At 49.3% G+C, this 23,503-nt stretch carries 23 protein-coding genes; 8 read left to right on the forward strand and 15 right to left on the reverse strand.

Annotated features, from left to right (window positions below; all coding sequences use genetic code 11):
- The 5 genes from AJ81_RS09660 to AJ81_RS09680 all read right to left on the reverse strand — a co-directional run bounded on the left by AJ81_RS09660 (position 1) and on the right by AJ81_RS09680 (position 6,401).
- Positions 1-1,839, reverse strand: a complete 1,839-nt coding sequence (locus tag AJ81_RS09660) for a beta-galactosidase (protein WP_031502542.1) — start codon at positions 1,837-1,839, stop codon at positions 1-3.
- An 11-nt stretch (positions 1,840-1,850) separates the two neighbouring features.
- Complete coding sequence (locus AJ81_RS09665; RefSeq protein ID WP_031502544.1) at positions 1,851-2,681, reverse strand: carbohydrate ABC transporter permease; 831 nt, start codon at positions 2,679-2,681, stop codon at positions 1,851-1,853.
- Positions 2,678-3,547: a carbohydrate ABC transporter permease gene (locus AJ81_RS09670; RefSeq protein ID WP_031502546.1), complete on the reverse strand. Its 870-nt coding sequence runs from the start codon at positions 3,545-3,547 to the stop codon at positions 2,678-2,680. The genes AJ81_RS09665 and AJ81_RS09670 overlap by 4 nt, the downstream gene beginning before the upstream one ends.
- Positions 3,548-3,593: 46 nt before the next feature.
- Entirely contained in the window at positions 3,594-4,817 is a 1,224-nt protein-coding gene (locus tag AJ81_RS09675) for an ABC transporter substrate-binding protein (RefSeq protein ID WP_031502548.1), read from the reverse strand.
- A 243-nt stretch (positions 4,818-5,060) separates the two neighbouring features.
- The gene (locus AJ81_RS09680; protein ID WP_031502550.1) at positions 5,061-6,401 is read right to left on the reverse strand and encodes an alkaline phosphatase; all 1,341 of its coding nucleotides are present in this window, start codon (positions 6,399-6,401) and stop codon (positions 5,061-5,063) included.
- A gap of 98 nt (positions 6,402-6,499) precedes the next feature.
- Between AJ81_RS09680 and AJ81_RS09685 the strand changes: the two genes are divergently transcribed.
- From AJ81_RS09685 to AJ81_RS09695, 3 genes are all read left to right on the forward strand, one after another.
- Complete coding sequence (locus AJ81_RS09685) at positions 6,500-7,687, forward strand: glycerol-3-phosphate acyltransferase (protein ID WP_031502551.1); 1,188 nt, start codon at positions 6,500-6,502, stop codon at positions 7,685-7,687.
- Between the two features lie 4 nt (positions 7,688-7,691).
- Positions 7,692-8,639 (forward strand): YbgA family protein, encoded by a 948-nt coding sequence (locus AJ81_RS09690; protein ID WP_031502553.1) that lies wholly within the window; start codon positions 7,692-7,694, stop codon positions 8,637-8,639.
- 182 nt (positions 8,640-8,821) lie between these two features.
- Positions 8,822-9,649, forward strand: coding sequence for a DUF4382 domain-containing protein (locus AJ81_RS09695; RefSeq protein ID WP_031502554.1), 828 nt, complete (start codon positions 8,822-8,824; stop codon positions 9,647-9,649).
- 26 nt (positions 9,650-9,675) lie between these two features.
- Here the strand turns inward: AJ81_RS09695 and AJ81_RS09700 are convergent, their stop codons facing one another.
- Complete coding sequence (locus tag AJ81_RS09700; RefSeq protein ID WP_306452433.1) at positions 9,676-11,682, reverse strand: S9 family peptidase; 2,007 nt, start codon at positions 11,680-11,682, stop codon at positions 9,676-9,678.
- 50 nt (positions 11,683-11,732) lie between these two features.
- Here AJ81_RS09700 and AJ81_RS09705 point away from each other — a divergent pair, with 50 nt between their 5' ends.
- Positions 11,733-12,293 carry a pyruvate kinase alpha/beta domain-containing protein gene (locus tag AJ81_RS09705; protein WP_031502557.1) on the forward strand — a complete coding sequence of 187 codons (561 nt, stop codon included), beginning with the start codon at positions 11,733-11,735 and terminating at the stop codon, positions 12,291-12,293.
- 20 nt (positions 12,294-12,313) lie between these two features.
- Here AJ81_RS09705 and AJ81_RS09710 read toward each other — a convergent pair whose 3' ends face one another.
- From AJ81_RS09710 to ftcD, 9 genes are read right to left on the reverse strand one after another with little or no spacing between them, the layout of a single operon-like run.
- Positions 12,314-12,496 (reverse strand): hypothetical protein, encoded by a 183-nt coding sequence (locus AJ81_RS09710; RefSeq protein WP_231845433.1) that lies wholly within the window; start codon positions 12,494-12,496, stop codon positions 12,314-12,316.
- 5 nt (positions 12,497-12,501) lie between these two features.
- Positions 12,502-13,866, reverse strand: coding sequence for a glucuronate isomerase (gene uxaC / locus AJ81_RS09715; RefSeq protein ID WP_031502561.1), 1,365 nt, complete (start codon positions 13,864-13,866; stop codon positions 12,502-12,504).
- Positions 13,867-13,880: 14 nt separating this feature from the next.
- On the reverse strand, positions 13,881-14,948 hold the full coding sequence (locus AJ81_RS09720) for an alanine/ornithine racemase family PLP-dependent enzyme (protein ID WP_031502562.1): 1,068 nt from the start codon (positions 14,946-14,948) through the stop codon (positions 13,881-13,883).
- Positions 14,945-15,832, reverse strand: coding sequence for a GTPase Era (era, locus tag AJ81_RS09725; protein WP_096325191.1), 888 nt, complete (start codon positions 15,830-15,832; stop codon positions 14,945-14,947). Before era ends, AJ81_RS09720 begins: the two co-directional genes overlap by 4 nt.
- 2 nt (positions 15,833-15,834) lie before the next feature.
- On the reverse strand, positions 15,835-16,221 hold the full coding sequence (locus AJ81_RS09730; RefSeq protein WP_031502565.1) for a cytidine deaminase: 387 nt from the start codon (positions 16,219-16,221) through the stop codon (positions 15,835-15,837).
- A complete protein-coding gene (locus AJ81_RS09735) occupies positions 16,187-17,488 on the reverse strand; it encodes a hemolysin family protein (RefSeq protein ID WP_031502566.1) in 1,302 nt (433 codons plus the stop codon). The genes AJ81_RS09730 and AJ81_RS09735 overlap by 35 nt, the downstream gene beginning before the upstream one ends.
- An 18-nt stretch (positions 17,489-17,506) precedes the next feature.
- Positions 17,507-17,956, reverse strand: a complete 450-nt coding sequence (locus tag AJ81_RS09740; protein ID WP_031502568.1) for a 23S rRNA (pseudouridine(1915)-N(3))-methyltransferase RlmH — start codon at positions 17,954-17,956, stop codon at positions 17,507-17,509.
- The gene (gene hutI, locus AJ81_RS09745) at positions 17,946-19,145 is read right to left on the reverse strand and encodes an imidazolonepropionase (protein ID WP_031502570.1); all 1,200 of its coding nucleotides are present in this window, start codon (positions 19,143-19,145) and stop codon (positions 17,946-17,948) included. Before hutI ends, AJ81_RS09740 begins: the two co-directional genes overlap by 11 nt.
- Entirely contained in the window at positions 19,142-20,068 is a 927-nt protein-coding gene (gene ftcD, locus AJ81_RS09750) for a glutamate formimidoyltransferase (RefSeq protein ID WP_031502571.1), read from the reverse strand. The genes hutI and ftcD overlap by 4 nt, the downstream gene beginning before the upstream one ends.
- A gap of 76 nt (positions 20,069-20,144) precedes the next feature.
- Here ftcD and AJ81_RS09755 point away from each other — a divergent pair, with 76 nt between their 5' ends.
- Genes AJ81_RS09755 through AJ81_RS09770 form a run of 4 tightly spaced genes read left to right on the forward strand, consistent with a single transcriptional unit; the run spans position 20,145 to position 23,503 of the window.
- A complete protein-coding gene (locus AJ81_RS09755) occupies positions 20,145-20,927 on the forward strand; it encodes a mechanosensitive ion channel family protein (protein WP_031502572.1) in 783 nt (260 codons plus the stop codon).
- Positions 20,924-21,487 carry a 3'-5' exonuclease gene (locus tag AJ81_RS09760; protein WP_231845432.1) on the forward strand — a complete coding sequence of 188 codons (564 nt, stop codon included), beginning with the start codon at positions 20,924-20,926 and terminating at the stop codon, positions 21,485-21,487. Before AJ81_RS09755 ends, AJ81_RS09760 begins: the two co-directional genes overlap by 4 nt.
- A complete protein-coding gene (locus AJ81_RS09765) occupies positions 21,487-22,728 on the forward strand; it encodes a PhoH family protein (RefSeq protein ID WP_031502576.1) in 1,242 nt (413 codons plus the stop codon). The genes AJ81_RS09760 and AJ81_RS09765 overlap by 1 nt, the downstream gene beginning before the upstream one ends.
- A gap of 10 nt (positions 22,729-22,738) precedes the next feature.
- A complete protein-coding gene (locus AJ81_RS09770; protein ID WP_031502578.1) occupies positions 22,739-23,503 on the forward strand; it encodes an ABC transporter ATP-binding protein in 765 nt (254 codons plus the stop codon).

Below are 23,503 nucleotides of genomic sequence, written 5' to 3' on the forward strand. Positions count from 1 at the left end.
TCAGACCTCCCAGCTCTCGAAAGCTCCCAAAGCGATTTTCTTGTTTGACATCCAAACCACACTCTCATGGTCCCGAACATTCAAAAGCATCAGTTTCTCCCGCGTCTGGATAGCATCCACCCCACCACCGACGAACCTTGCCGGCAAAAGATTACCCAGCAAGAATGTGTAAAAGAACTCATCAGCCACCGTGGCAACGTAATATTTGTTGCCTCGCTTGGTGACACAAGGCATTCCAACGAACGGGCCTGTTTCGAAAGAGCCCAGCACCTCCGCATCTTTGACCTTGATTTTATCACACCAGAAGTTTCCACTCAACTGTAAATTCGAAACGTTCAGGTCCACCTTCTCCGTGCCCGCAAAGTCAACGATCTCGAGACCGAGAAGTCGCTGTAAACCGTACGGGAAATCTGTTCTCATCCAGTTGTATTCGTCTTTGATCGAGGTCATGCAGGTGACCAAGACGTCACCTTGGAAAGTTTCGAGTTTCTCGATGAGTTTCTCTGGTAAATACATCGCATAGGGGACGATCAACAACCTGTAGGAGTCGATCTCGTCATCGTCAAACACGAAATCGGCGTTGTAGCCGAGTCTCCTGACGCCTTTATAGATCTCCATCACAGATTCCCAGTAATTGAAGTTGCGATTCAGATGGTTTATCCTGTGAATCCACGCGTTCTCGTAGGAGAAGTAAATGGCAACCTCTTTTTGCGGAACCACGACTCCTTGTGTTTCTCGTTTGGCCTGTGCAAACTCTTCGCACCTGTCGGTCTTTTTGCCCGCGTAATCCAGCAACGCACCGTGGAACTGTTCTGCGCCCCATTGGATCTGATCGAACCTGAACACGAGCACACCGAGCGCGCCATGCAAGTGCGCTTGTTTTATCCACAGTCTCAAATATCCGTCGGGATACTGTTCGTTGATCGTTTTCCAGTTCACCCTCCCCGGTTGTTGTTCCATCACGAGGAATGGTTTCTTCTTCAAAGATCTCATCAGATCGTGGTTGGCGGCCTGCCTGAGAGGATCGTAGATCTTCGTCGAAACGTAGTTGTCCCAGCTCACAAGATCTATGTGTTCAGAAAGTTTTTTGTAGTCGAGATCGAAAAAGTCTACCATGAAGTTGTGGGTTATCGGTTTTTCGGAGTACTTTCTTATAATCTCAATCTGCATGTTCATGTAATCGATATGGATGTCGGTCGAAAACCTGAAGAAATCGAGCATCATGTGAGGATTTTCAAACGCAGGCGTGTTGATGGGCAGGACAATTTCATCCCAATCGTTGACGGTCTGGCTCCAGAATCTGTTGCCCCAACGATAGTTGAGCTCATCTATGGAAACGTATCTTTTTTTCAACCATTCGATGAACGCCCTTCGTGTCGATTCACAGTAGCAAAGCGTCGTGTCGTGACAACCAAACTCGTTGTCGATCTGCCACATGTCCGCGTAAGTTGAAAGGTGCTGAGCGTACTTCTCAACGATCTTCTTCGAGTACTCACGGTACACGTCGTTCGCAGGACAATAATGTCGCCTGCTACCCGCACCTTTCTGTCTACCGAATTTGTCGACGGGCAGTACGTGTGGATGTTTCTTGATCAGCCACATGGGTGGCGCGGCGGTGGGCGTGCCGACAATGATCTTGATGCCCGCATCTTTCAACAACTTCAAAGGTTTCTCAAGTTTTGAAAAATCGTACCGACCTTCCTCCGGTTCAACGATCGACCAGGCGAACTCTCCAACCCTCACCCACTCAATGCCTATTTCTTTCATCATTTTCACATGGTTCTCCCAAACAGACTCATCCCAATGCTCTGGATAATAATCGGCACCGTAGATCTGCATCGAATCCCTCCTCAACCCTTTATGCTACCCAAAGTGAGACCCTGAATGAAATAGCGTTGGAAGATCAGAAAGACTATAACAGGAACGGTCGCGGCGAGCAAGGCCCCGGCGGCTATGATGTTCCAACTACTGATCCATTGGCCCTGCAAGGTCGTCAAGCCAATCGTAACGGTCTTCTTCGCATCGCTTTGAAGTAAGATCAAAGACCAAAGATAATCGTTCCATATCCATGTGAATTCGAGGATACTCAGAGCGGCCACGGCAGGTTTCACCAAGGGCATGATGATCTTGGAGTAGATCTTGAAGGCACCGGCTCCATCGATCCTTGCAGCATCGAAGAGGCTCGACGGTATCGTCACCATGAAGTTACGCAAGAAGAAGGTACAAAAGCCCAGCTGGAAAGCGATGTGAAACAAGATAACACCAATCAGCGTGTCGTACAAGCCCGTCACGACGGAGAATCTGTAGACGGGAATGAGCAACATCTGAAAGGGTATCAGCATACCTGAGACGAAGATCATCAAGATCGCCGTGCGCAGTTTGAACTCGTACCAAGCGAGCGCGTAAGCACTCAGACTGGACAGAAAGAGTGTACCTACAACAGAAACAGCCGTGACAATCGTTGTGTTGATGAAATATCGACCCATTCGACCTTCAATCCAAGCGACTTTGAAGTTCTCAAACGTCCACGTTTTCGGAGGAGACCAAAAGTTTCTGAGCATGAAGATCTCGTCCATTGTCTTGAACGCGGTGAAGAACGCCACCACGAACGGTACCATCCACAGCACCACGATCAACGTACACAGAATGTAGAAAAGCGTAGCCTTCAAAGTTTTCCTCATAACCTTTCCTCCCTCTTGAGCACGTTCAATACGTAGACGAGAATGAAGCCGAGGGTGATCAAGAACTGTATCACTGCGATCGCTGCGCCGTAACCCATCCTGTAGTTGTGGAAAGCTTGGATGTACATGTAGTTCGCCATGACGCTCGAAGAATAGTAGGGCCCTCCTCTGGTCATGACGAAGACGATGTCGAACGCACGGAGTGAGTCGATGATGTTCACCGTGATCGTTATCACCATCGCAGGCCTGAGCTCTGGAAGTATGACGTACCAAAACCTCTGAAACGCGTTCGCACCATCGACTATGGCCGCTTCCACGTGTTCCCTATCGACACTCTGAAGTCCTGCGAGGAAGAGGACCATCGCGTAAGGAACCTGCCTCCACAGCGCAGCCCAAATCAGTGAGTAGGTGACGATCCTTGGATCGCTCAACCAAGGCTTGGCGAGACTTTCAAGTCCCATCCAACGCAGAAACGTGTTCACGATGCCCCCAGAAGGTTCAAGCACCCACGACCATATCTGACCTATGACCACAAAGGAAAGTGCCATGGGCAGATACACCAAAGATTTGTAGACCTTGTGACCAGGATACTTTTGGTCCATGAGCATCGCAAAGAAAAGTCCCAAAGGTATAGAAAGTATGACAAAGCCAACCATCCACTTGAAGTTGTTCAAAAGAGAAAGGATGAAATAACGATCGTTGAATAGTCGAATGAAATTTTCCCACCCGACGAATCTTGGTCGCGTCATACCGTCCCAACGTGTGAAACTCACTACGAAAGTTCGAAAGATAGGGTATATGACCCAGATGAAATAGAGGGCTAACGGCCCCGCGAGAAAGAGATAGGGCGCCAACTTTTTCTTCATTCGATCACCTCAAAAAGCCCACGGGCGAGATGCCCGCGGGCGAGGTTCACTTGCCGTAGATTCTCTTTCTCTCGGCTTCAAGTCTCTTCAATATGTCTGTGATCTTTCCAGGATTCTGCATGAACTCTATGAACGCGTTCATTCCGACTTCAGCCATCTCTGGATTGGTATCCCTGTCGTAGAACTGAGCCACACCAGCCGAGGCGAGGATCATGTCGAGACCTTTCTTTGCGTGTGCGTCAGGTGGTGCAACCGCCACGTTCGCTGCCAACCTGCCGAGATCCTTCGCGAACTTCTCCTGTGCTTCTTTGGAAGCGATGAATCTCAGGAACACGATCGCACCTTTCTTGTTGGGGGCATTCGCCGGGACCATGAAACCATCGATCGGTGTTTCCTCGTACGGTGCAACGGCTGGATCGATGATGGGGAACCTGAAGAAGTCGAGATCGTCTTTCACTTCAGTGGGCGCAACGTCTTTGATGAACTGTCCCATGTAGTACATACCAGCCTGTCCTCTGAACAGGAAGGTCGCCGCTTCCTGCCACTCGTAAGCAGTGTGGTTGGGGAGCAGGTATCCTTTGTCTATGATCTGTCTCCAGTACTCGAACACCTTCAGAAGCTTCGCATCGGTGTACGGAACTTCTCCGGCGGTGAGGGCAATGTGATAGTCAAGTCCGTTGATCCTCAGGTTCAAGATGTCGAACCAACCTGCCGCGGTCCACGGGAACTTGGTTCCGATGGTGATGGGAACTATACCGTTCTTTTTCAGAGTCTCACACACCTGTAAGAACTCGTCCCAGGTTTTCGGTTCCTTGATGCCGAATTTTTCGAAAACGGATTTTCTGTAGTAAACGCCCCACCAATACCAGCTCTGCGGGATGAAGTAGATCTTGTCTTTGTACGAGCAAGTGCTCCTGAACGCTTCGGGGAAGTAGTCCTCCCACTTCGCACCTTCGAAAACTTCTTCGACTGGAACTATCAACCCCATCTCTGCGAAGTAGCGCATCCTTTCACCCGCGAACCACGTAACGACGTCCGCAGTACCTTTCGGTGAAGCGAGCCAGGTCCTCAGGAGCACCTTGAAGTCCTCGTGTGCGAACGTGTTCACGACAACCTCGTACTCAGGATACTTCTGCTGGAAAATCTCCACGAGTTCTGCAAGGGCTTTTCTCGGAGCAGGATCGGACATGTAGCTGTTGATGACGATCCTTTCCTTTGCGAAGACAAAGACCATGATCGTGGCGAGGACGAGTACGAGAAACTTCTTCATGTGAACATCCCCCCTCACTTTGTGCCGGTAACGTTACCGGCACGATGTCCAACAAGAGTTAGCCATAGGTAAATCACGATGTCAAGTCCGAAAAATCAATAAAACCGACGAAATCGTACGTCTTAGCGTTTCCGTAGGCTTTTAATCTTTAAAAGTTCAGCGAGTCTTCCTTTTGCTCCTTGTTTCGACTCAAGTTAACAAGAAGGGTGGGCAACGCCCACCCTCGATCCTTTTTGATCTGCCTCAGTAGAGAACAGGACCAGTGATGATGGGTTCTTTTTGAATCGGATAGGTGAGAGGATACCCCATCAATCGAGCGATGATCCTTGGCACATCCGTGTTGTCAAGCCATCCTGTGAAATGTTCGGCACCAGGTCCAAAGGCGAAGATGGGAACTGGATCGCCAGTATGGTCGAAAGTTGTCCAACCGAGCAATGCCTTGGAGCTGACGTAACGTCCGAACGCGTTGGGTAAATCGTACACACTCTTTGCAGTCTTCTTTACGTTCAAAAGCTGTGAGTACTCTTCTTCACTCATGTCAATATCGTAGAATTCCTTTACTGCCGCTATGAATTTTTCTTTCTCTTCGATAGAGTGTCTAGATATGAACCAGTCGGTGTTGGCTTTGAATTTTCTAAGCTTGTCCACTTCAAGCATGTAGGTTCCCGTAGAGGTCGATAGGCCTCCGGTTTCGTGGTCAGAGCTAACAACGATGAGGGTGTCTGGGTTCTTTTTCGCAAATTCGAGTGCGACACCGACCGCCTTGTCAAACTCGACTACTTCTTTCCAAACCCCGTATGGATCGTTGCCGTGCGCCTCCCAGTCGATTTGAGATCCTTCGACCATCAAGAAGAAAGGTTCACCATCTTTAGACAGCAGTTCCAGCGCCTTCTCCACCATCTCATAGAGCATCGGTTGTTCCCCTGTCCTTTCGCTCGCAGGTGCAAGATGGCTCGAAGCGAACAACGCGAGTAACTTTCCGCCTTCAACCTGTGCCAACTCACTCTTCTTGGTGATCACAGTATAACCACGCTCTCTTGCCAGAGATATGAGATCTTTTTCATCCTTCCTGCTACTGCCTTTGACCGACGCGGGGAGGAAGTGTCTCATACCTCCGCCCATGATCACATCGAAGTCACTCTCGATCAGTTGTTCGGCGAGTTCGTTCTCCATGTCTCTGTCGGGAACGTGTCCGTAGAACGCCGCGGGCGTGGCGTGAGTGATTCTACACGTGACGACTATGCCAACCTTTACCCCATACAACTTCAAGATCTCAGCAATAGAAGGTACTGGCTCTTTGTTTGGAAGCATACCGATCATGCCGTTGTTCGTCTTGAAACCGGACGCGAGTGCGGTACCAGCGGCAGCCGAGTCTGTCACCCACGTGTTGGCGGAAAAGGTCTTGACGATCCCAACATGTTGGCTCTTCATCATGTTGAGCGGTCTTCCTTCAAGGATACTTGCAAGATACACGTGGTTGAAACCCATCCCATCACCTATGAAGTAGATGACGTTTTTCACGTAGGAAGCCAAGACGAAAGTCACGAGCAGTGTCAAGACGAGAGCGACGAGCAACCTTCTCATGTTCACACCCCCCTCACAGGATTCACGGCGCCTCTATTTTAGCAGAACTTACCTGAGAACCTATATGAGGGACTAAAATTGTCAATGGAGGGGTCGTTGTGGGAACCATTGTCGCCATCTTGCTCGGCTATTTGCTTGGAAGTTTCTTACCAGCGTACTTCATAACCAGAACGCTGCTCGGTGTCGACATACGTGAACTCGGTACCAAGCACGCTGGCACAACGAACGTCTACAGGAACGTTGGTCTTTGGCCGGCCGTTTTCACCGCCCTGTATGACACTTCCAAAGGTGTGCTTGCGTTCAAGTTGAGCTCGCTTTTGGGTTTGCCGGAGCACGTTTGCTTTGTCTCAGCGATGTCTGCTGTCGCTGGCCACGTGTTTCCCTTCTATCTTCAGTTCAGAGGTGGTCGTGGTGCGGCAACGACAGTAGGCATACTTTTGTACTTTCTTTGGACGGAATGGCTGAAGCTTCCGTTCAGCACTTTGCTATCTGATCTTTCAATCTTAGCGTTGATCGTTCTCGTTCTTTTCCTAACCTCAAGGAGGGGCGACGTGGTTGGCTTGTTCGTCCTGCCGGCACTCGCGTTGCTGGTCATGGTGAGGATGCCGGATCGTTCTCATTTCATCGTACTTCCAGTGCTGGTGCTCTTGACGATCAATCTTTACAACATAATCGTTTGGAGATTGATCAAGTTTCAAGAAGATATTAGGCCTTGGCGCGTGCTCATCCGGCCGGCAGCCTTTTTGCTTCTCATTCTCGGTTACCACATCGGAAAAACTTCCTTCATGTTCTTGATGAGTGTTTTGATCGCCATCTTTCTTGTACTTGATCTGGTGAGACTCTCCCACAGAAGGGTCGAAAGGTTCTTCCACGATGAGTTCAAGTTCAAAATGTTCAAGGAAACCGAGAGGAAGCGCCTTTCTTCGATGACTCTTTTTCTGCTCGGTGTGACGCTGAGCTATCTGTTCTTCGAAGACGAGTTGGCGATCGCCGCTTGCTCTTTTCTGATCTTAGGTGATGTGGCGGCGAAGATCATCGGTATGAACTTTGGAAAGAAGAAACTCTTCCACAAAACAGTCGAGGGTACACTCGCACACTTGGTGCTGTGTATCTACACAGCCTACGTTCTGCACGTGATGAACTTCGTACCGCTGGGGGTCGGATTGCTTGGAGCGATCGCAGCGACAATCTGTGAGGTTTTACCGTTGGCGATCAACGACAACGTTTCCGTGCCACTGTTTTCAGGAATAGTCATGAACGTTGTGAAAGGTGTGATCAGGGGGTAAAGGTGTGCGAGGAAGTTTTGCTCGCCCAAGGTTGGTTTTCTCGGCTTGTTTGAACTGTGAACCCGTCAGATACAACGCACGAATCATCGAAGACGAATTCTGCAAAAAGCTCGCAGAGCACGTCGATGTGGTCCCGGTCTGTCCTGAGGTCGGAATCGGTTTGAGCGTTCCTCGATCTCCCATAGTGATCGTTTTCGACGGTGAGAAACGGTTAATGCAGAAAGACACAGGTCAAGATCTCACGAAAAGATTGGTAGAGTTCAGCGCGGATTTTTTAGAAAAACTCGGTGCGGTTGATGGATTCGTGCTCAAGAGAAAGTCTCCATCCTGCGCTCTCTCGGACGCCACGGCTTACAGATTCTCTGAAAACAAAAAGCTCGTTTTGAAGACGTCCGGCATCTTTGCGCAGATGGCGATGGAGAAATTCTCCAAGGCCGCGTTCATAGACGAATTCAGGTTGAGGAACTTCTGGCTACGAGAGCATTTCCTTTGCAGGATCTTTGCCAGTGCGGAGATGAGAGGAATGTTCGAAGGTGGCTTTACAAAAATGGACGTCTTGAAATTTCACGAAAGGTACAAGTACTTGCTCATGGCACACAGCCCTTCGCTTTTGAAGAAGCTCGGAAGGCTCGTTTCCAATTTGAACGCTTTGACTTTGGCCGATCTTACGAGAGAGTACAGCGATCTGTTCACCATGGCTCTTACGATCAAACCAACGAAGGCTAAACATTTCAACGTGCTGCAACACATCTATGGATACTTCAAAGACAGAGTCAACGATGTTGAGAAAAGAAAACTGCTGAGCTTGCTCGACGATTTCGCAACGGGTTCGACAAGCTTGACGAAGATCAGAGCGATCTTCAGAGAATACGCGCGCAAGCTTCACATCGATTACCTTTTGGACCAGCGCTATCTGAGTCCGTATCCACTGGAGCTGGAGACAGACGTATGACTGGTCTTCAACACTCAGTGATGTAGGCTTCATAATTAAACTTACGGAAGAGCTTTGGAGAGATAATAAGATGATCAAAGATGATACTTGATCCACACTGCACATAGCCTTTTAAGTTGAAAAAACGAGCATGAGACTTTTTGTGGATCGTGTGGTAATATTAAACAAAAGGAGGTGACGTTATGAAAAGATGGTTGCTGTCTCTGATCGTTTCGGCACTGTTTCTGTCACTCGTTGCGTGCACTATCTTGACTGGCGGTTCGAATTCTTCAAAGAGCGTTGGAGTCTACCTCACCGATGCGGTGCTTCCCATTGAACAAGTTGAAAGCATTTTTGTAACGATCGATCGGATATTACTCTTGAGCGACGATGCGACCGTGGTCGTCAGCGACGAGGCAACGACCGTGAACCTTCTTGAACTCGTTGGAGAGGAACTTTACCTTGGTTCAGTTCCGGCTGGAATCTATGGCCAACTGCGTTTTGAGATCTCCAGCGCCACGATCACCGTGGATGGAACAGATCACTCGCTGAGGATCGATTCGGGATCTTTGAAGTACAATCTTCAAGGCTTCGAAGTCACAGAAGGCTCAAAGATCGTTCTTGACTTCGATCTTTCAAGATCCATCAAGGTCACAGGATCTGAAACGAGCAATCAACACGGACAAAACCCAGTGGAGTATCACATGACTCCCGTGATCAACGTGCGTTACGGCCAACTCTACGATGTGACAGGACGAGTTGTCGATCAAAACGGCAACGGAGTTCCTCACGTTCTCGTTGCACTCTTCGAAACAACTCAGTCAAGTTCAACGGCGGTGACGCTCACGCACAAAAGATCTGGCAAATGGCAAGAAGGTGAGTTCAAACTCTGCAAGGTGAGACCTGGTACTTACGAGTTGAAGCTGTACACCAATTGGCAATCTTCACAGGATCCCGAGCCAGCGACGACGATCCAACTGACCGTGACGAACCAAAGAGTCGACTTGGGTGATATACAGATCAACCCATGAAAAAAACGAAGGGGCCTTGCGCCCCTTCATTTGAGATGTTTTTCAAACCAATCGAGGATTTCTTTGAGTCTTCTCATCCTGTGAAGCGGTTTTCCACTCCTGCTCAGTTCGTGGTTTTCTCCTCTGAACATGACGAGCTTGGTTTCCACCCCATGGTATTTCAACGACGTGAACATCTGGATGCCTTCGACAAGCCAGCATCTGTAGTCTTCCTCTGAGTGAATGAACAAAGTGGGAGTCTTCACTTCATTGGCGTACCTCATCGGCGAATGCCACCACAGTTTTTCGAAGTCACTCCACGGTGTGGCTAAGTGCTGATCTTCAACGAAGAAATAGCCTATGTCCGTCGTTCCGAATTTGCTGATCCAGTTCGCGATACTCCTTTGAGACACCGCAGCCTTGAAACGATGCGTGTGCCCGATGATCCAGTTCGTCATGAAGCCTCCGTAAGATCCACCCGTGACTCCCAACTTGCTTTCATCTATGAACGCGAAATTCTTCAGACACTCATCCACGAGCTGCATTATGTCCTCGTAATCGATCGTTCCGTACTTACCACGGATGTCCGCGAACTCGTTTCCCCTGCCGTCGCTCCCACGAGGATTGCAGTACAAAACAACATAACCTTCGCTTGCGAGCAGTTGCATCTCGTGGAAAAAGACTTCTCCATAGACGGTCTTCGGACCACCGTGGATCTCCAAGACCGTCGGATATTTCTTCCCAGGTTCAAAGCCAAATGGTTTCATGATCCAACCTTCGATCGTGACACCATCGTTCGCGGTGAACGTGAAACGTTCTGGCCTCGAGATGTGTCTCTCCTTTTGAACCCACTCGTTGAACTGGCTGATCTGTTTTTCTTCCCCGACAACGAGCTCGTAGATTTCTTGGAGTTTCATGTTCCTCAAACCGACAAAGAAGATCTTCCCACTCAGCACGTCGAAACCATCGACGGAGCCTTTGTTGAACGTGAGCTGTTCGATCCTTCCTGAACCATCGATCCTGTACATCTGGGCATCGTGCCACTGTGTGCTCACGAAGTATAGGTATTTTCCATCGACTTTGAAGGTTCTGTTCGAGCCGAACCTGCAGTCGCTGTTCACACTGTTGTGAAGGCTGGCATCGAAGTCTGGTGTGAGAAGCTCAACTTGTCCGCTCGAAAGATCGAGCGAGTAGAACTTGGGATTCTCGTTGATGCCATATCTTCGCATGTCGCTTCCTGCGAAGATGACCTTGCCATCGATGAACTCTGCGAAAGTGTATCTGAAGTTGTCGGTGTGCGTGAGCTTTATCGATTCGTTCTTCTCCAAATCGTAAAGATACAGATCGTTGGATCGTTTCATCACGTGTTCGAATCGATTGGCCACGTAGAGAACTGTCCTTCCGTCCAAACTGTCTGAAAAGTGCTCAACATTTGAAAGTTCATCGCTGATGGGTACGATCTGTCCGGTTTGAAGGTTGTAGCTGAAGAGTCTTATCCTCTTCTTGTTCGTGAAGCCAGAACCGTTGGACCAGAAAGGTATTTCGTCGAGCACCTCGTAGTCTTTCTCTTCCTTCAACGTTTTGAGTACGTTTTCTCTTTCGTCCTTGGACAACTTCCAGAAATCTTTCAGCCTGTGATCATAAACAGCTGTGAACAAGAGTGTGTTCTCGTTCAATTTCTTGATCTGCTTCACGAAAAAGGGTAGTTCGAAAGTACGTTTCGCCTCGCCTCGAGTCACGTCGATCGTGTAAAACGGTGTCAAGGGTTCTCCGTTTTCCTTTCTCTTTCTGTCCTTCTCGTCCCTCCAAGAAACAAAGAGAAGCTTTGAATCGTTCAACCAGAGCGGCGAGCTGTCTTGGTTCGACGAAGTGAGCTGAGACAGTTGAGCCGTTCGAGCATCGTAGAGCCAAATGATTGACTTGTAGTTGTTGTCGTCTTGGTTCATCTCGTGGACAACGAAAGCTACTTTGCTTGCATCCGGAGAGATCGTTAGACTCGAAAGGAACTTGAACTTGAGAAGATCGTCCAGTTTGATTCTTTCCAAGAGGGCCACCTCCAATTGGTTCGCATCTGGTACTATTAGTATAGCAGGAGGTGCGATGGATGATACTGTTCAAAACTGAAGGTGAAGTCAACACGGAATCGACTCTCAAGATCGCGATAGAGGAAGCTTTGAAGACCGAGTCGAAGAAACTGCTCATCGCATCTTCACGAGGTTACAGTGCAGAGAAGGCGCTGTCGATGGTTCCAGAGGGGATCAAACTCATCGTCGTCACGCACCACGTGGGTTTCAAGGAACCAAACTGCGACGAGTTTTCGGCCGATGTGAAGAAACGCCTCATCGAGGCGGGCCACATCGTTCACACAGCAACACATGCGCTCTCGAGTGTGGAGAGGGCGTTCAGAAGAAAATATGGGGACATACATGCGGCAGAGATAGTCGCTGACGCGCTCCGTTTGATCAGTCAGGGCTTCAAAGTGTGCGTCGAGATCTCTCTGATGGCTGCCGATGCCGGACTCGTCAGGTGCGACGAATGGGTGGTTGTGTGCGGTGGCTCCAGCAGAGGTCTCGACACCGCCGTGGTGATAAGACCCGCGAACTCTTCGAGACTGTTCGACTTGAAGATAGGAAAGATCCTGTGCATGTCGTCAGAATACGCGTGATCGACAGGGCAACGATCGAATCATTCTTCGCTCAACTCGTCTTCGCTGTGTTTCGGCAACTTGGACAGTTTGATCGCGATGTAGTTTTCGTTCTTTTCAAATATCGCGAATCTGTTTCTGTTTTTCACCACGATCTCGATGAGGTTGTAACCCTCTTTCACCTTCGCCTCAATTTTCTTTCTGTCCTTCTCACTGAATTGCACACCTCTCATCTCCCAAAGAAGAACTCTTTCGGTCTGCGATAGCTCAGTTCAAAACAGAGTTCGACAGCCTCTTTCAAAGGTACCTGACCGCGCTCAACCATGTTTCCAACGACGTCGCAGAGAACCCGTCTGAACATCTCTGTCCTGGAACCGTAAGACACGAGCTTTCTCGAATCAGTGACCATGCCGACGAAGTTGCTCAGCAGATCCACCGAGGCGATGTATTCAAGCTGCGATCGCATACCCAAAGGACTATCGTTGAACCACCACGGGGCCCCCAGAAAGACGTTCTCAAAAGATCTCGCTATGGTCGCCATAACGGGTAAGTAGCTCATGTCCATACAGTAGAGGACGATCCCGAGCTTTCCATCGAAATCGTTGAAGAAATCCTTCATACCCCTCGCCACATCGACGAAGCCAGCGATTATGTCTCCGCCACTGTCAGGACCGAGCTCCTCGAAGAGCTTGGTCCTGTAATCCCTCATGGCTCCGATGTGCAGCTGCATCACCCAGTTCTTTTCGGCGTTCATCTCTGCAAACTTGTACATCATGAAGGACTGAAACTTCAGATGTTCTTCGTAAGATACACCTGATTTCAAAGCCTTCTCGAATATCTCCGACGCCACATTCTCATCGATCCTCTGAACGATTGGTTCGAGCAAGGCATGATCGCTGCACACACAACCAAGTTCGTCGAAGTGATCGTGAGTTTTCCTCAACGCGTCAAGAAAATCGGAAAGCTTTGCGATAGAAACGTTCGTGCGTTCCTCAAGCTGTGTGACGAAGTTCTTAAAGTTCGGCGAATGAACCTTGCAGAATCTGTCGGGGCGCCACGTCGGCAGTATCTTCGTTCCCTTAACTTTTTCGCGCGCGAGGATATGATAATAGAGATCTTCCACTGGATCGTTCGTCGTGCACATGATCTCAACACCCATGTTCTGCAGAAGCTTCTGCGGCTTCATGTCATCGCTTTGAAGCCTTTCTTTCGCCTTGTTCCAGATGATCTGCGCGGTATCTTTCGAAATGATTTCATGGATGTGGAAGCGCCTTTTCAGATCCAGATGGATCCATTCATAGGTTGGATTGCCGACGAATTTCGGAAAGACCTCAGCGAGCGCGAGCCATTTTTCGTAATTGCTGGCCTTTCCAGTGATCTTTTCTTCAGGAACGTTCCTTCTCCTCATCAGCTCCCACACGTAGTGGTCTGTTGCGGCCTCCGCTTCCCAAATGTCGTTCCAGCCTCTGTTCTCAACGATTTCTTTGGCATCGCTGTGGTTGTGTGCGTCCACTATTGGAAGATCCTTCACCAAGGGATAGATTTCCCTCGCAGTTGGATTGGTCAAAAGATAGTTCTCATCCAAGAAGGCCATTCACTCAACCTCCCTCACACGTAAATCTTTTCGACGTGGGGACAAGTCATCGCTCTCAACAGGGCTGCATACGTGAGTCTGAATTTCATTGTGTCTCCCACGCGGATCGATCTGTCCACATCGCTGATATCAACGATTGTGTGATCGCTCGATGCGTGTATAACTTCTACCTTCTCGTCCAACGGTTTTAACTGGCCCGGCACGGTGTCTTGCTCTCCGAGTGCAAGTATCGCCCTTCGCCGCCAACCTTTGTCAAAGAAGTTTGGCTTCCTACCAAAAGCATCGAAACCCGTTTCGCCCACTGGAACGGACGGTTTGGTCTTCAGCTCTATCACTTCCGCTTCAAGTATGAACGCATCTCTTTCAAGCCAGCTTATTTCTCTATTGTTCGTCACATCCGTACCCAGATAGATCGCTTCCCCCACCCTGAACTGGTTCACACCCTGTGGGAGCCTTTCCTCTTCAACCAGTTTCAAAGCCGACGTGTTGCCACCAGAAACTATGGGGAAGGACTTTTTGGTGAGCCTTTCAACGTTATCTCTGATGTTCAACAACATTCTCATGTTTTCCTCGCTCGCCAACACCCCACCGTAACAACCAAGGTTTGTCCCCACACCACAGAGCTCAGCCCAGTCACACATTTTCGCGGCTTGCACCACTTCTTCCACCGCATTTTCGTACCAGACTCCCTCCCTGAGATCACCCACGTCGACCATGTAGATCAGCTTCGTTCTGTGTTTCTTTTCTCTGCAGAGTTCCTCTATTTTCCTCACAACATCGAGTTCAGAAACAAGGATATAGTCGCACAGACCAACAATGCTATCTATTTCGCTGAGCTGGGGTATTCTGAGCATCATGAAAGGCCCAGTCACACCACTCGAGATCAATCTTTCAACGTTTTGAATTCTCGACTCACCTATGATCCGAACGCCAGCTTCACGTAGCACTCTTGCGATGTTTGGATCGCCCAGTGTGACCTTCGTGACTGCGACCAACTCGATTCCATGTTTCGATAGAAATTCAAGCACTCTCTGCGCGTTCGCACGTATCTTGGAAAGGTCCACGTACAGTCTGGGTCTCATCGCAGATCGTCCTTCATCCCTATTTCGTTCAGGATTATGAAATCTTTGTCCCGCCAATTTTTCTTGACCTTCACATGCAGATCAAGGTATATCTTTTTAGCGGTGATCTGCTCCATCTCGAGCCTGGCGAGCGTGCCGATTTGCTTTATCATCCTACCGTCCTTGCCTATGAGTATTCCTTTCTGCGAGTCCCTCTCGACGTAGATGGTCGCGGCCACGTACATCACCCCGTTTTCCCTCTCAGTTATCTCATCCACGATCACCGCAACGCAATGTGGAACTTCGTCTCTCGTGAGCAACAGAACCTTTTCACGGATGATCTCTGCGAACTGGAACGAGAGTGGGCGGTCCGTAACCGTGTCGGGCGGAAAATACATTGGACCATCCGGCATAGCCGACTTGACAGCTTCGAACAGCTCTGCGATTCCCTCGTTTTTAACCACACTGGTGAAGAAAACCTTTTCAAACTCGTATTTCTCCTTGGCCAGCTCCGCCCATCGATGGTAATCCTCAGCGAGGTCTATCTTGTTGATAACCAGGAACGTTCTGTTCTTGGAAGCCCTGAGGAGTTCAACGATACGTTCTTCGGGCTCTCCCAGACCCTTCGTTGCGTCCACAACGAACAGTATCAGATCCACACCTTTCATCGCCTGTATCGCGGCCTCGACCATGAAGTGTCCCAACCTGTGCATAGGTTTGTGGATTCCAGGTGTGTCGATGAAGATGATCTGGTGTTCAGAATCGGTGTAAACACAACGTATGCGATTACGCGTCGTCTGTGGTTTCTCAGTCACGATGAGAACCTTTCTTCCCACGAAGCTGTTGATCAGACTGGACTTGCCAACGTTTGGTCTTCCAACGAGTGTGACGAAACCAGACTTCAAATTCATCCCTCCCTGAGTTTGAAAGCACGTGGTAGAAGCTCAGAGACTCGGGTTCTGACCACTTCTCTCCTTGTGTTGACGAGCAGAACTTCAAAATCTCCGAACTCACTCATGACCTGCCTGCATGCACCGCACGGGCTGACGGGCGAGTCTGTGTTCGCAACAACAACGAGCTTCTCGAATTGTACCTCACCTGCCGCAACAGCTGAGAATATCGCCACCCGTTCCGCACAGATGGATAGACCGAACGATGCATTTTCCACGTTGCAACCTGTGAAGATCCTGCCAGACTTCGTCAAAAGTGCTGCACCGACCTTGAATTTGGAGTAGGGTGCGTAGGCTTTGCTCATCGCTTCAATCGCTTTTTCTATCAACTTGGTCTCGTTCATTCGTTTCTCCCCTCTTTATCGTCATCAAAACTCTTTCTATCTTACTCTTAGTCGCGGCGACAATCTTGAAGTGAAAGCCGTTCACGTCCAGCTCTTCGCCGACGGAAGGAATCCTCTGAAATTGTTCGAGCAGATAACCTGCAAGTGTTTCATGCTCGGTCGGTGGAAATTCGACGTCAAGTTCTCTCTCGATGTCGTTCAAAGGTGTCGTGCCCCTCACCATATAACTGTTCTCTGTCACCTTCTTTATCCCACTCGTCTCGTCGTAGTCGTACTCGTCCATGATCTCTCCTACGAGCTCTTCGAGGATGTCCTCCAGCGTTACGATGCCTGCAGTGCCACCGAACTCATCCACCACGATCGCCATGTGCATCTTCTTCTCCTTGAACACCCTTAACAGCGTGCTCACCTTCATGGTCTCAGGCACGAATATGGGTTCTCTCATGATTTCCGAAACTTTCTTGTTTCTGGCGACTTCCCATCCCAGCTCTTCGATGAGCCCCACGGCATCCTTCACATAGCAGATGCCTACGATGTCGTCGATGTCTTCCTTGTAAACAGGGATTCGTGAATAACCCTCTTCATTCACAAGTTTGATGAATTCTTCTATCGTGGCGCTCTCACTGATGGCAACCACGTCCACCCTGGGCGTCATGATCTCCTTTATGTCGGTCTCGCTCATTTCGAAAGTACGCTCGACAATCATTCCTTCCTGTTTGCTTATCGTACCACCCTCGGTGCCAGCGCTCACGGCGTTGATAATGTCTTCAGTGGTTATGAACGGTGCATCCTCCATCGCCTTGCCACCCAGCAGACGCACCAACAGGTTGCTGATGTGGAGCAGCGGGTTTATCAAAGGAGCAAGAACTCGATCCAAGAATCTCAACAGCCTGTCCACGCGCTGGTACACACGTTCAGAATACTCCCTCGCGTAGATCTTCGGAGAAATCTCCCCCACCACGAGCACGATCAGCGTGACGAAGATCGTTCCAAGCAAAGCCACGAGACCCTCATTCAGATTGCTGAACAACCTGACGAACAGCAACGTGGCGACAGACGAAAGCATGAGATTGACGAAGTTGTTCATGATCAAAACCGCGGTCAACATACGGTTGACTCTGTGGATCGATTCTTGCTCGTTTTTCTTGATCAGTTTAAGCCTGCTCAAAGACGTCAGGGCCGTCTCCGAGGCTGAGAAAAGTGCCGAAAAGGCCAGTAGCAAGATCATTATCAAAAGCTGCAACAAACTACCGTAAGGATCCTCCACCAGAAAACCACCTCCAGTTTAATAATGATACTTCTGGTTGCTCAGAATCTTAAAACTTCTGAAAAGTTGCTCCAGAAGAACTATCGTTGCGATTCGATGCGTTAACGTCAGCTTTGAAAGTGAAATTCTTTCGTTTGCCCTTTTTTTCAAACTATCGTCCACACCGAGGGGCCCACCCACCAAAAAAACGAGTTTGCCTCTGGTCATGATGAGTTCAGAGATGTGATGAGCGAAGGAAATCGAGTCAAAGTCCTTACCGTGCTCATCCAGAAGGATGAGGTGATCGTCGTCTCTCAACATTCTGAGAACCTTCGCCGAATCTCTCTTCAGAGAGGAGGTGTCTTCGATGTTCTCGTGCCCCAGCTCGAGCAGTTTCACCTCGTGGAACTGCGAAAGCATCTTGACATATTCGTTGGCGATCTGCGCGAAGTCCTTCAGCTTGCCCAGAACGAACACATCAATTCTCAAAAACCTGACCTCTCTTCACAACAGCTTTGGGAGTCAGGCCAATCATGTACGGAAGTGTGAGAAGATTCGCATCATCATACAGGACCAAATCTGCTTGCTTTCCAACCTCAACAGTTCCGATTCTTTCGGAAAGACCGAGCACACAGGATGCATTGAGCGTGAAAGCTGTAAGTATTTCTTCTGGGGACATTTTCAGATATCTCACGGCCAAATGCATGACGAACGTCGGCTCCAGCGTGGGACTCGAACCAGGATTGAAATCACTTGCGATGGCTACGGGTACGTTCGATTCAATGAACTTTCGTGCCGGTGCATACGTTTCATTCAAATGGAAACTCGTCGAAGGCATCAAGACTGCGATCGTTCCCGACCCGGCCAACGCTTGGATGGCGTCTTCGTCTATCTTTAAGAGATGATCCGCAGAGACGGCCTTCAACTCCGCAGCGAGCCTGCTCGCTCCTATGTTCGATATTTCGTCCGCGTGAATACGCAACTTGAAGCCCTTTTCTAATGCCTTCGTTAAGAAGGTTTTTGCTGATTCCACGCTGAAGGCCCCAACATCGCAGAAGATGTCAACGAAGTTTGTGTAGTTCTTGACTTCGTCCAGCATGTCGATCAACTGATCGACATACTCACCCTCGTTCAGACCTTTGGGAATGGCGTGCGCACCGAGAAAAGTGGAAACGATGTCCTGCGGGGCAATCTTGGAAAGTTTGTCGATCACGTTCAGTTGTTTCAACTCGTTTTCCCTGTCGAGTCCATAGCCGCTCTTGCACTCCACGGTCGTTACACCCTTTTTCAAAAGTTCCCTCAGAAACCTCAGATTAAACCTCAAAAGGTCGGTTTCTGAAGCCTTTCTCACTTTTTCGACGGTCTCAAACAACCCCCCACCCGAGCTGTGCAGCTGCAAATAGGTCGCTCCACCCACGCGCTTGAGAAAATCGTTCTCCCTGAAACCGTAGAAAGGTATGTGCGTGTGACAGTCGACGAAGCCAGGGACCACCAGATCTGCTTCGACGAACCTGACAAAGCTCTTTGGTTTCGACGTGGAGATTTCGACTATTTTTCCACTCTCGATCCAGATGTACACACCTTCCAAGAGCTCGACTTGAGACATGTCCTGTCCTGATTTCGGGCCGTTACCCTTCGGTGTACAAAGTTTGTCCGCAGCAACGATGAGTTCTATCATTGCTCCACCTCTTTCAGTTTGTTGGCAAGTATCTCGAGGATCTTGCTCTCGATGATCCTGTTCATGTCAAAGTCGTCGAGTTGCAAATAGAACTGGGCAACTTCGAGCATCGCCTGCATCGGAACCATACCTATGATCTCCGTACCCACAACGGGCACGCCGTATCTTTCCGCTTCTCGCTTTATCGTTTCGAAGACTCTGAACAAGGGACTCTTCTTGTAGTTCGTCATGTTCATCGATACCTGAACCATGCCCTTTTCCTTCAAGTCCACGGCGATCGCCTTGACGTACCTGTACCCACCGCTGATGTGTCGTACGGCCTTCGCAATCTTTTCGGCGATCTCTATCCTCGTCGTTCCCAGATTCACATTGAACGCTATCAGATACTCCCTCGCCCCCACTGCGGTTACACCCGCTGTTGGGTGTACTTCTTCTGGCCCGAAGTCTGGTTTCCAGCGCGGATCTTTGATCTTCTCGAAGAAACCTTCGAACTCGCCTTTCCTTATGTCCGCCAAATTTTCCCTGTGAGGAGCTGTCGCCGACCTTTCGTAAAGAAAAACGGGTATATTCAGTTCGTCACCTATCCGCTTTCCAAGTCTTTTCGACAGTTCCACGCATTCTTCCATCGTGATGTTCATAACCGGCACAAGAGGTATAACGTCCGTCGCGCCCATCCGCGGATGTTCTCCTTTGTGCGTCCTCAGATCAATGAGCTCCATGGCCTTCTTGGTCATCCTGAAGAGCGCCTCCAAAAGTGGCTCGGGTGAACCCACCAACGTCACCACGGACCTGTTGTGGTCGATGTCCATTGACCAGTCCAAGATCCACACGTCCTGAACTCCTTCAGCCTGAGCAATTATTTGCCTAACGATCTCTTCGTTTCTTCCCTCACTGAAGTTCGGTGCAGATTCGACTATCTTCACACACTCCACCTCCCACGTTCACTACAGTGATTATACTCGAAACACTGTGCTATTATGATTCTTGGAGGTGTACGAGATGACTGTGGTCATCAGGCTGATTAAAACTGCCATCACTGTTGCTGTCGCTTATGGTGCTTATCGGTTCTTATACGCAAGCATACTCAAAGGTGCGGAAAGACTCGGTAAAGAACTTCGAATGAAAAACACGCTTCGGATCATACTCCTCACGATTACTTTTGTTATCGCTCTTATGGTTGTCCTGGGAATCTGGCGAGTGAACTTGTTACCCTACGTGACGGCCCTTGGAATCGGTGGAATCGCGGTCGGTTTGGCAATCCAGGAACCACTTTCGAACTTCATCAGTGGTTTGTTAGTGATATTCACAGGGAAGCTCCACGAGAATGACGTCGTTGAGATAGATGGTATCACCGGTATCGTCGAGGTTGTGAACTACAACCACACAGTACTGCGGACTTTCGATGGGAAACACGTCTTGGTGCCCAACAAGCAGGTGTGGAATCAAAGACTTATCAACTACTGGCCCACGAACGTTAGAAGATTCACCCTGAAGGTTTCAGTTTCCTACGGAAGCGATCTCGAAAAAGTCTTGGAGATACTCAGAAAATGCATTGAAGAAGAACCATTCGTTGAGAAGTCCCCAGAACGGTCCAACTCGATTGTTTTCGCCGAATTCGGTTCATCCTCGATAGACTTCAATGTGAATTTCTGGGTCCAGCGTCAGAACTATTTCGATGCTCTCAACAGTTTGGCAAACAGGATCAAGAGAGAACTCGAAGCCAATGGCATCGTGATACCGTTCCCGCAACTCGATGTGCACATCAAGGAGAGAGTGGTTTGAGAACGAGACCGACGGATCTCATCTTCTGCGCCATGGACACGGAAACAACGGGTACCGATCCTCTGGCCGGCGATCGCATAGTAGAAGTCGCCATGGTGCCCATCTACAAGGGCAAGATTCTCTACAGAGGGATCTACCATTCTTTGGTGAACCCGCAGATACGAGTCCCAGCCACGATCGAAAAGGTGCATGGTATAGGGAACGAACAGTTGCAGAACGCACCGAGCATGGACGAAGTTTTCGACAAGATTCGCAGTTACATAAGCAGGTCGGTCATGATCTTTCACCGTGCGGAGTTCGACCTGACCTTTCTCGATTTCACGGCCAAGGATGTTGGAACTTTCCTTCCCACTGTGCGTTTCTTGGACACTTACGAGATCGCCGAACTGCTCTTCAGGGAGAGAAAGACTCTCTCCTGGCTCGCAAAACATTACGATCTTCCAGCACCCACACACAGGGCCCTGGATGATGCGATCATCACTGCGAAGATTTTTTTGAGAATGACTCGTGATTTGAGGATGGACGTTACCGAATTGGTGAAGACATGGAGTGGTGAATGATGGTTAAGAACTACGTTCTGGACACCAACGTTTTGGTCCATGATCCGGAGAGCATCTACAGTTTCGAGGATAACAACATCGTCATACCCCTTCCGGTTCTCGAAGAGCTCGATTCGCTCAAGAGAAGATCTGACTCAGTGGGCAGGTCGGCAAGGCAAGTGGTGAGAGAACTGGACAGGCTCAGACAGTCTGGAGATCTTTCCAAAGGCGTGCGTTTGGAAAACGGAGGAACGTTGACAGTGATGAGCCTGACAAACCTCAGGGAAGACTTCGTCGAGTATTTTCGATCCAAGTACATAGACAACTGGATTCTCGCGTATGTCGTGAGACTGAGCAGAACGAGTTCGATCCCGACGATACTGGTGAGTAAGGATATAAGTTTGCGGGTGAAAGCCTCCGCATTGGGCATCCAGGCACAAGATTATCTGACGGACAGATCCAATCTCGCGTTGCTTCCAGATGGCTACAGAATGTCTGAAAGAACCATCTCGGAAGGGGAATCGCTGGACGGCTTTCTCGAGAACGAGTACATCAAGAGTCCCAACGGGTACTTCAAGGTGAAGCAAGGCAAGGCAGCGAAGTTGTCTTTGGACCTTTCGAGCACGATCTGGGGCGTTCAACCTCTGAACGAAGAACAGCTCTACGCTATGGACGCAATGATGGACGACGATGTTTCTTTGGTAACGCTGGTTGGAATGGCTGGGACAGGTAAAACACTCATAGCACTCGCCTGTGCGCTGGAAAAAACGATCAACCAGAAGAAATACAGAAGGATCATCGTGGCGCGTCCACTCGTTCCCATGGGCAAAGACGTGGGATTCTTACCCGGTTCGCTCGAGGAGAAGCTCGAGCCTTGGATGCAACCGATCATGGATAATCTGGAATTTCTCTTCGATCGTGTGGAAATGAGTCTGAAGGAGTTTCTGAAGAAGAACGTCATGGAAATAGAAGCACTCAGTTTCATAAGGGGAAGAACCATACCGAACCAGTTCGTGATCATAGATGAAGCCCAGAACCTGACGCCACACGAGGTGAAAACCATTCTCACCAGGATCGGAAACAACACGAAGGTCGTATTGTGCGGTGATCCATACCAGATAGACACACCTTATCTGGACAAAGACAGCAACGGCTTGGTGTACGCGGCCAGCAGGCTGATCGGCAACCCCCTCGTAGCGCACATCACTCTGAAGATGGGGGTTAGATCTGCTCTGGCGAGCCTGGCCGCGGAGAGATTGTAGGAGGGACAGGATGGCGAACGTTGTCATAGAAACTCAGAATCTGGTCAAGAATTTCGGAAAAATTTGTGCGGTCAAGGATTTGAACCTCAAGGTTTTTCAGGGTGAAATCTACGGTTTTCTCGGTCCAAACGGAGCCGGAAAGACGACGACGATCAGATTGCTCACCGGAACGCTCAAACCCACTTCCGGAACTGTTCGCGTGCTCGGCATGGACATGAAGCAGGACGAGATAAAGATCAAGAGATCGATCGGCGTTGTTCCCGACGAACCACGTATGTATTCGAACCTGAAGGGTTACGAGTTCCTAAACTTCATCATCGAGATATTTGGTCTGGACAAGCGAACGATGCATGACAGGATCGAAGAGCTCTCCACAGCCTTTGGAGTGAACTATCTCGACAAGTACATCTCCGACATGTCTCATGGAATGAAACAGAAACTGCTTTTGATGAGTGTGTTGATGAGAAAACCTAAGGTGATCTTTTTGGATGAACCAACCGTCGGCTTAGATGCCAAATCTGCGAAAATACTGAAGTTGTTGCTCACGAAGTACGCATCGGAAGGTTGCACGATCTTCATGACGACGCACGTACTCGAGATAGCAGAAAAAATGTGCTCGCGGATAGGTATCATAGACAAAGGTTTGCTCATCGCGGAAGGCACGATGGACGAACTGAGGAAGCTTGTGAAAGACAACGTGGCGAGCCTGGAAGATGTTTTTCTGCGCCTGACTGCGACAGAGCAAGACATACTTCAGATCGTTGAGGAGCTGTGA

The organism is Pseudothermotoga hypogea DSM 11164 = NBRC 106472 (assembly GCF_000816145.1).
Classification (GTDB): Bacteria; Thermotogota; Thermotogae; order Thermotogales; family DSM-5069; genus Pseudothermotoga_A; species Pseudothermotoga_A hypogea.